The sequence below is a fragment of the Moorena sp. SIO1F2 genome, assembly GCF_010672755.1.
Lineage (GTDB): Bacteria > Cyanobacteriota > Cyanobacteriia > Cyanobacteriales > Coleofasciculaceae > Moorena.
Map to the genome: position 1 here is coordinate 1 of NZ_JAAHFV010000283.1, position 8,592 is coordinate 8,592.

At 41.3% G+C, this 8,592-nt stretch carries 2 protein-coding genes; both read left to right on the forward strand.

The window, feature by feature from the left end; translation table 11 throughout:
- Positions 1-1,632: 1,632 nt before the first annotated feature.
- A complete protein-coding gene (locus F6J94_RS25375; RefSeq protein WP_293045220.1) occupies positions 1,633-2,013 on the forward strand; it encodes a hypothetical protein in 381 nt (126 codons plus the stop codon).
- A 2-nt stretch (positions 2,014-2,015) separates the two neighbouring features.
- Positions 2,016-8,592, forward strand: a 6,577-nt coding sequence (locus tag F6J94_RS25380) for a non-ribosomal peptide synthetase (RefSeq protein ID WP_293045222.1), incomplete at its 3' end; no start/stop codon positions are given.

The window sequence follows — 8,592 nt, forward strand, 5'->3', positions numbered from 1 at the left end:
TCCTAGAAAAACAGGAATTGTCCTACCCAATGAAATCCGCTTACAAGCTCATTTGACTGGCTTTCGACTGGTAGCAGAATATGGTAACTATCAGCGTGATGAATTGCTTCCTTCATCTCCAAGAGCTATTTATATCTTAGAAAAGTCTTGAATTTAATCATTGTAAGACCTGGGGGGGCGACTTGTTGCCCCCCTCAGTATATTCTCAAAGATTTAGCCAGAGATGCACCCTGTTTCCTATTCCATTTGTTATTAGATTGACGGTAATAGCGTGCCTCCGCAAGCTCTTTGAATTAGCCGATTTTTCAACAGCAATGCTCTGAAAGAACCGCTACGCGATTGACCTGCATGTCACGCTACGCGAACGCCTAAATTTAGCGATGGTCTGAAAGAACCGCTACGCGATTGACCTGCATGTCACGCTACGGGAAGGATTTTTTGAAATTCATTCTCAAATTACCTTCCCAAAAAAAATTTATCAAAACCCTTTAAAAAAAATCTATAATCATTACAATAATTAATATAAACGTAATTAATTTTTTTAGTCATGTCTACATAATTTATTCCGAATCAAGACAATAACCCAAAAAAACAACGTATTAAGTACATTAAGGGTTCTCCTGAAGCAGTAACCAATACTATTTACGGCCTTTATACACTGGGGTATGCAGATGTTTCGGACTGGAGCCCTTTGCAGCCGACCGGAATTCCTGGGGAAGTAATTAGTTTTGCAACCAAGTATTCGACTTGGGGTTAATAGGTTAAATTTCTGGGGGGGTTTCCCCCCCGGTCTGGTCCGGTAGGATTACATCCGGATTGATTCGGAAACTGATAGACAAGACAATTGCGTTTGCAGCACTGAAATAGCCGTGGATATTATTTCTACGGCTATTTTTTTTTCTTTTAATTGAATGGAATTGGCAAGCTATCGAGTGTTGTTTTTTCGTGAAATAATATTGGATAATTAAATATTATCTGATCCCAACAATTAACATCCGTTACCAGGATTAAAAAATGCCATAATCGGCGGCATCAACTAATCGAAAAACTACCTGGTATTTAACCCCATCATAGTTACCTGAGGAATGGAGTTTTTATAGTATCATCAGATACTCCTCCCAGTCTTACCAATCCTTCGTTGTTTTAACTAACATGACGGCATAGTTAAGTCCGTAAGAACCCTAGAAATATCGGAAAAATGGGCGGAATTTTGTAAATTTTTGTTTCAAAAATTCACACCTGTCCCAGAGATATATAGTATAATAACTATGGTTTTACCACAACTTGGCAATCAGGGCGATCGCAGAACACGAAAACTAGGGATTTGCCACCCAACCGCCTGATCGCTTAAAGCATTATTGGTCGATTAACTTGCCTGATCGTGTGGTCTTACTATATAACCCTGATCGAGGCTCTCACTTTCAAAGCACAATCACTCACTTATCGCGCTTAGTAAGGTGGGAATACCCTGACCTAATAAGCACCTGGCTCGAGCACAAACTCAGGCTAGTTAAGAGCCGTGAGTAAGTTAAGGAATTCAACTAGTTCTTTGGCTTGACTGTGGACTGACAACTTGATTAAAGAATTATTGGTATCTGACTTTTTTGAACTGCTTGTTAAGGGAATAGCATAGTGACGAGTTGTGTAAATTATTTCCCCAATGGGGAGTCATTATTCTTGAGTTTAGTGGATTTATTAGGCAACAGAGCGCAAGCTATGCCTAATCAGCAAGCCTATATCTTTCTGCAAAACGGAGAAACCGAATCAGGGAGTCTTACCTATGGGGAATTAGATAGACAAGCAACAGCGATGTTCCTTTGGAACCGCTTCGCGAACGCATCTCATCTCCAGCAATGGCAAGGAGAACGAGTTTTACTGTTATACCCTTCTGGATTAGAGTTGATTAGCGCTTTTATGGGCTTTAACAATGTAACTGAGTATCTAGAGGTAGATCATAGAGTATTACAAGTTCCAGATAATCTGGCAATAGATGAAGAAATAATAGAGATTTAATTATGAATAACAACCAGGTAAATATAGTTGAATTTATATCTTGGCTTCACAACCAGGGGATTAATATCTCAACCAACGGTGAAAAACTCCTTTGTCGTGTTAATAAAGGAACTATAACCCCTGCGCTACGCCAACAAATAGCTGAACGTCAAGCAGAAATTATAGTTTTTTTGCAACAAAATGGTCAAGGTTATAATACTAATTACCCACCAATTAAAGCTATTCCTAGAGACCAAAAATTACCCCTATCTTTTAGTCAAGAACGACTGTGGTTTATTGATCAACTTGAAGGTTCAAAAGCTCCTTATATTGAGCACGGTGCTTTACAAATCACCGGTAACCTAAATGTGTTAGCCCTAGAACAAGCCTTATCAGAAATAGTTTTTCGTCACGAAGTATTACGGACAAGTTTCCCCACTCTCAATGGCACACCAACACAGGTAATTCACCCCGACAGCACCATCAACATCAATGTAGTAGACCTACAACAATACCCAGAACCAGAACGGGAGACTATCTTAAAGCAAGAAGTACAACGTGAAGCAACAACTCCCTTTGACTTAGAGGTAGCACCATTAATCCGGTGTAAATTATGGCAACTAGACAGCAGTGAGTATGTGTTAGTGCTGACCATGCACCACATTGTATCGGATGGTTGGTCGATGGGAATATTAATCGAAGAACTATCAAGTTTATATCAAGCCTTTTGTGTAGGAGCGCCATCCCCGTTACCGGAATTACCGATTCAATATGCTGACTTTGCCCTTTGGCAAAGACAATGGTTAAGTGGAGAAATACTAGAAACCCAACTTAATTACTGGAAACAGGAATTAGAGGGTGCTCCCAAATTATTACAGTTAGCTACTGACTACCCTCGCCCAACTGCGCCAACTTATCAGGGTCGGACTGAAAGTTTTAGTTTAAATACTGAATTAACCCAGAAGTTGCAAACCCTGTCTCGAGATAGTGGTACTACCTTATTTATGACTCTGTTAGCGGCGTTTGGGACTTTACTATATCGTTACAGCGGTCAAGAAGATATTTTCATTGGTACACCTATAGCCAATCGCAATCGCCGTGAGATTGAGCCTTTGATTGGGTTTTTTGTCAATACGTTGGTGATACGCACTGACCTCTCAGGTAATCCCAGTTTTCGGGAATTGTTGAGACGAGTGCGTTCAGTAACCTTAGATGCTTATGCTCATCAAGATGTGCCTTTCGAGAAACTAGTTGAAGAACTACAACCCTCGCCATCGCTGAGTTATAACCCCCTGTTCCAGGTATTCTTCAACATGCTCAACTTGGAAGAAACACAACTGGAATTACCTGGTGTAAAAGTAGAACCATTTGAGATAGGGGAAACGGCTAATTCTAAATTTGACTTAACACTGTATGCAGCAGAATATAAACAGGTAATTAAACTAACATTAGTCTACAATGCCGATATGTTTATATCGGAAAGAATGGTTGAAATGCTCCATCAATTGGAGCATTTACTCGAACAAATAGTGGAACATCCAGAGGTTGCGATCGCTGATTTTTCTTTAGTCACTCCCCAAGCTAAACTCTTGCTGCCCAACCCAGTGGAGAAACTAAGTTGTGAATGGTCTGATGCTTTCCATACTCGATTTGACCGACAAGCAACAAGGGTTCCACAACAATTAGCTGTTATCGATAAACAGGTCAACTGGAACTACACCGAACTTTCAAACCGTGCCAATCAACTTGCCAACTATTTGCTAGCATTGGGCATCAAAAACCAAGACGTTGTTGCCATAGTAGGCGATCGTAGCGCTTGTTTAGTTTGGGCAATACTGGCAGTCATCAAAGCCGGTGCAGCTTTTATGATTCTCGATCCTGCTTATCCTGTAGCTCGTCTTATTAATTATCTTCGCCTTGGAAAACCTCGCGCTTGCCTTGAGATTACCACAGATTCACTCAAGGGTGAACTACAACAGGAAGTCAATAAGTTATGCTGTTGTCTTAAGATTACCCCAGACTTAAATTTAGAGGGAATTTCTACTGATGCTCCACAGGTAAAAATTCACCTAGATGACTTAGCTTATATAGCTTTTACCTCTGGCTCAACTGGTCAACCAAAAGGGATCGAGGGCACCCACAGACCCCTAGCTCATTTCCTCAATTGGCACTCACAGACATTTGAACTTCACGAATCAGACCGATTCAGTATGCTCTCGGGACTTGCCCATGACCCCTTATTGAGAGATATATTGACACCCTTATGGCTGGGGGCTACCTTATGTATTCCTGACCTTGAGGATATAGAAACTCCCGGTCAGTTAGCTTGTTGGATGGAGCAACAACAGGTTAGCATTACCCATCTGACTCCAGCGATGGCACAACTGCTTTTTGAAACCAAACTCACAATTAATACCTTGAGGTATGTATTTTTTGGTGGAGATATCTTAACTCAAGACCATGTTTCGAAAATGTACAAGCTAGCTCCCTGTGTGAGAATAGTTAATTTCTATGGAGCGACGGAAACCCCTCAGGCAATGGGGTATTTCTATATCCCTAACCCCGTAGACCATCTGGTAAGTTCAAAAAATATTCTCCCTTTAGGCAAAGGAATCTCCAATGCTCAGTTACTGATTTTAAATACTTTACAGCAGCTTGCTGGCATCGGAGAAATAGGAGAAATATATGTTCGTACTCCTTACTTGGCTCGTGGGTATATGGGTAATGATGCACTAACCCAAGAGCGATTCATCCCCAACCCCTTTTGTAATTCCAACTCAGAACGACTCTACAAAACCGGAGATCTCGCGAGATATCTACCAGACGGTAACATCGAATTTATTGGTCGCATCGATAACCAAGTCAAAATCAGGGGTTTCCGCATCGAACTAGGAGAAATTGAATCGGTCCTGTCCAGCCACCCCCAAATCCAACAAACCGTAGTCATTGCAACAGAAGATCTTCCTGGTAACAAACGCCTAGTCGCCTACTATGTCAGTGAGGAAGAATCACTAAGCACCAAGCAACTACGAGAATTCCTTAAACAGAAACTACCAGGCTACATGGTGCCTAGTGCCTTCGTTACCTTAGACACCCTCCCGTTAACACCCAATGGCAAAGTAGACAAAAAAGCCTTACCTGCACCTAATGGGGTTTTGACATCGGTTGAAGAGTATGTAGCACCACGCACCCCAACCGAAGAAATAATCGCCAACATCTTTGCGAAGGTTCTAGGAGTGCCAAATGTAGGAATACATGACAACTTCTTTGAATTAGGAGGGCATTCCCTACTCGCCACCCAATTAATTTCCCAACTGCGAGTGACCTTCAACAGAGAAATCTCCCTACGACAAGTATTTGAAACCCCGACAATCGCTCTTATTTCGCCGAAATTAACCCAATTACTGACCACAGACAACCAATTAAGTCTTCCTCCGATTCAACCAAGAACCGATAGTGAACAACTACCCCTATCAAAGGCTCAAGAAAGACTATGGTTCCTCAACCAACTAGAAGGAATTAGCGCCACTTACAACATGCCAGCAGCCCTGAAAATCACTGGCAACTTGGTGATTAACGCCCTCGAACAAGCCTTATCAGAAATAATCAATCGTCACGAAGTACTACGGACAAGTTTCTCGACTATTAATGGCAAACCAATACAAGTAATTGATTCCGACAGCACCATTAACATCAATGTGGTGGACTTACAACAATACCCAGAACCAGAACGGGAGACTATCTTAAAGCAAGAAGTACAACGTGAAGCAACAACTGCCTTTGACTTAGAGGTAGCACCATTAATCCGGTGTAAATTATGGCAACTAGACACCAGTGAGTATGTGTTAGTGCTGACCATGCACCACATCGTATCGGATGGTTGGTCAATCGGAATATTAATCGAAGAACTATCAAGTTTATATCAAGCCTTTTGTGCAGGAAGTCCATCCCCGTTACCCAAATTAGCAATTCAATATGCCGACTTTGCCCTTTGGCAAAGACAATGGTTAAGTCAGGAAATCCTAGAAAGGGAACTCAATTATTGGAAAGAGGCATTAGAGGGTGCTCCAAAATTATTACAATTACCCACAGACCTTCCTCGTCCCCATGTAATGAGTTACCGGGGGAGTAGTGAAATTTTTAGTTTAACTACTGAATTAACCCAGAAGTTGCAACAGTTGTCAAGGAACTCAGGTAGTACCTTATTTATGACCCTGCAAGCAGCTTTTGCCACCTTACTCTATCGTTACAGTGGACAATCAGATATATTGATTGGTTCACCCATAGCCAATCGCAATCGCCATGAAATCGAGTCACTAATTGGCTTTTTTGTCAATACCTTGGTGTTGAGAACAGGTTTTGAAGATAATCTCAGTTTTGAACAGTTGCTCAAACAAGTCAGGGAAACCACACTCAATGCTTATCAACATCAGGATGTACCGTTTGAACAGGTAGTCGAAGCATTGCAACCCCAACGGTCATTAAGTCATTCTCCCCTGTTCCAGGCGATGTTTGCGCTGCAGAATGCACCGATGGGGACATTAGACTTACCAGGTGTGAGTTTGAGTGAGTTAAATCAACAGAGTACTACGTCTAAGTTTGATTTGACCCTGTCAATGATGGAAACAGAGATGGGATTGGTGGGGACATGGGAGTACAACACGGACTTGTTTGATGGGTCTACCATTGCTCGCATGGCAACTCATTTCCAGAACTTGTTGTCAGCAATTGTGGACAATCCCCAACTTTCTGTGGGAGAGTTACCTTTGTTGAGTGAAGGGGAACGTCATCAACTGTTGGTGGAGTGGAATGATACTGCAACGGAATACTCAAAAGAAAAATGTATTCATCAGTTAGTTGAAGAGCAGGTAGAAAAAACACCCGATGCTATAGCTGTGGTGTTTGAGCAAGAACAGTTGACCTACCGTCAATTAAATCAAAGGGCTAACCAACTAGCACATCACCTACTTTCAATGGGAGTAGGACCAGAGGTACTGGTAGGTATTTGTGTTGAACGTTCTGTACAGATGGTGGTAGGACTGTTGGGGATACTCAAGGCTGGTGGTGCTTATGTACCCCTGGATCCTAATTATCCCTCAGAACGACTGAGTTATATGTTAGAAGATTCAGGTGTGGAAGTATTGTTGACTCAACAGTCTCTAGTAGAATCTTTGCCCTCACATAACACACAGATGGTTTATTTGGATAGTGAATGGGGAGCAATTGAGGAATATAGTCAAGATAATCTTGAAGTTGGGGTTGACTCGGATAATTTGGCTTATGTGATTTATACTTCTGGTTCTACTGGTAAACCAAAGGGTGTACAAATTAACCACAAAGCATTGGTGAACTTTATTGAATCAATGCAGCAAAAACCAGGATTAGAATCAACGGATATTTTTCTATCAGTTACTACCTTATCTTTTGATATTGCTGGATTAGAATTATATCTTCCCTTAATTACCGGTGCACGCTTAGTTGTTATAAGCCGAGAAATTGCCACAGATGGAATGCTTTTAGCACAAAGTCTAGACAACTACCAAGTAACTACAATGCAAGCCAATCCGGCAACTTGGAGATTATTGTTAACTGCAGGATGGAAAGGAAACAAACAATTAAAAATTCTATGTGGTGGAGAAGCATTAGATAAAACGGTTGCAGGTGAATTACTTAAAAATCGCCAACATTTATGGAATTTATATGGTCCTACAGAAGCAACTATTTGGTCTACATTAGCTCAATTAGATCATAATTTTAGTGGTTATTTTGTTCCTATTGGAAAAGCCATTAATAATACTCAAATCTACATCCTAGATGGCCATCTCCAACCAGTACCCATAGGAGTACCTGGAGAATTATACATAGGAGGTAATGGACTAGCCCGAGGATACCTCAATCGCCCAGAACTAACGAAAGAAAAATTCATTACCAACCCCTTCTGTAGTTCCAAAACAGAACGACTCTACAAAACAGGAGACCTGGCGAGATACCTACCAGACGGTAACATTGAATTTCTCGGTCGGATCGATAACCAAGTCAAAATTCGAGGCTTCCGTATTGAACTCGGAGAAATCGAAGCAGTCCTGTCCACCCACCCCCACATCCAACAAGCTGCAGTCATTGCCCGAGAAGATATTCCTGGTAACAAACGCTTAGTTGCTTATGTAGTTTGTGAGCAAAACAATCAATCCATTGTCGAAAATCGATTACAATCATCACAGATTGAGCAATGGCAAGGAATATATAATAATATCTACAGTGACGCAGTAGAAATTCAACAAACCAGTTACAACACTCTAGGTTGGAAAAGCAGCTATACAGGTAACCAAATCCCTAAGGAGCAAATGCGTCAATGGGTAGATTCCACTGTTGAAAAAATTATCTTTTGGCAACCCAAACATGTGTTGGAGATCGGTTGTGGCACAGGCATGTTGCTGTTCCAGATTGCTCCTCATTGTTTGAGTTACCATGGTACCGATTTTAGTAAGGTAGCTTTAGATTATGTTCAGCAGCAAATCCAGCCGTTGGAAGATAGCTATTCACATGTAAGCCTAAGCCAAAAACTGGCTGATGATTTTACAGGCATTGAAAAAGGCCGAT